The sequence below is a fragment of the Enterococcus ureilyticus genome (assembly GCF_001730315.1).
GTDB lineage: Bacteria > Bacillota > Bacilli > Lactobacillales > Enterococcaceae > Enterococcus_L > Enterococcus_L ureilyticus.
Map to the genome: position 1 here is coordinate 1 of NZ_MIKC01000029.1, position 1613 is coordinate 1613.

Here is a 1613-nt window from a genome sequence, read left to right on the forward strand (position 1 = left end):
TTCTTGTTTTTCGATAAAACAAGAAATAGTGATTTTCATGCTTTAATATCACTATTTAAATCTTTATTCTGACGGCTAATTTGACGGCGGATAAAAATAAAAAAAAGAAACGATCTCAAAAAAATGAAATTCAGCATATGAGAAAAACATTTTAAAAAAACATTATTATGTAACATCTGTTATGAAATAAAAAAAGGGCATCTTATATCTAGGTAGATTTTTAAAAAATGAAAAAGGTCATAGAGACTCTAACTTGGCGATTGCTGCTCTTTGTTCTTCTAAGAATGAGTTTGTATAGGTATCTAGCGTTAGCTTTATTGATGAATGTCCTAATAATGAACTAATTGCAGCGATATTGACGCCTAATTCTACACAACGAGTAGCAAAAGTATGGCGGAGCGCATGAAAAGACACATCATCTAACCCAATTATTTTCTTGATCTTTTCAAAACGATAACTTACCGTCCTAGGTTCAATCGGCTGACCTTGATTCGTCACAACATAATCCGAAACTGTTTGATTTTTCAATTGTTTCAAGGCATTTTTCACCTTTTCAGAAAGTGGTATAATTCGATTTGCATTGGTCGTTTTAGGTTTTGTTTCAATAATTTTCGTCTTTTGACCTGAAATAGTTGGGAGAGCAATTCGTTGTTTTGTTCGCTGAACTTTTAGTACTGAGGATTCAAAATCGATATCTTCCCACTTCAAAGCACAAATTTCGCCAATACGCATTCCTGTTTCTAAGGCTAATAGGATGGGTAATCCTTTGATCGACTTCATAGACTCAACTTCTACCGCCTTTTGTTGCACACGATTTAATGCACGAACTTTGGGTTTATCAATTTTAGGCAAGATGATCCGTTCACAGGGATTTAAGTAAATGTATCCTCGCTCTTTCGCCGCTTCTAGACAGCTTTTTACAATACGAAATACAATATGAATCGAACTTGCAGCTAATGATTCGGTTAACTTTTTAACTAGCTTATCCATATCAGCTGCTGTGATTTTTTTTAAGGTGTAGTGTTCTAAGCTAGGTAAAACATATAGTTGAAGCTTATTAGTGTAACTAGCATACGTACTTTCTTTTATTGTTGGTGCCATAATCTCCGTTAACCAAAGATTGGCCCACTCCCCAAATGTTCCATAAAATTCTTTATTTGCCCCAGTGTAACTGCTTGTTTTCTGTACTTTTTTATCAAATAACTGTTCTTTTACTGAACGATAAGAACGAGCATAAATATAGCCATAGTGAATCGTTCCATCTATTTTTCTTGCTTTAGGGTATCTCCCCTCCCATCGTCCATCTTTTCGTTTATAAATATTCTCTCCTTTGGCCAAAAAAATCAAATCCTTCCTATATTATTGACGGCGAATCTGACGGCGGTAAAAAATAACCGATTATTCGCTCAATTCTTTATTCTGCCCCATAAAAGTAAACTATTTCTTTAGAATTCTCATTTTTTTCATTTTTTCTACAAAAAATTGAAAGTTTATATCGTTTTTTTATCCATTTGACTATTGATTTATCATTTACAAACCAATAGAATAGATTTAGATAGAGAAAAAAATTGGAATTTATAACAAACACTTCTTGTTTTATCGAAAAACAAGAA

1 protein-coding gene is annotated in these 1613 nt (G+C 32.9%); it reads right to left on the reverse strand.

The window, feature by feature from the left end; genetic code table 11:
* Positions 1-237: 237 nt before the first annotated feature.
* Positions 238-1338 carry a tyrosine-type recombinase/integrase gene (locus BCR24_RS10340; protein ID WP_069640461.1) on the reverse strand — a complete coding sequence of 367 codons (1101 nt, stop codon included), beginning with the start codon at positions 1336-1338 and terminating at the stop codon, positions 238-240.
* Between the last annotated feature and the right edge of the window lie 275 nt (positions 1339-1613).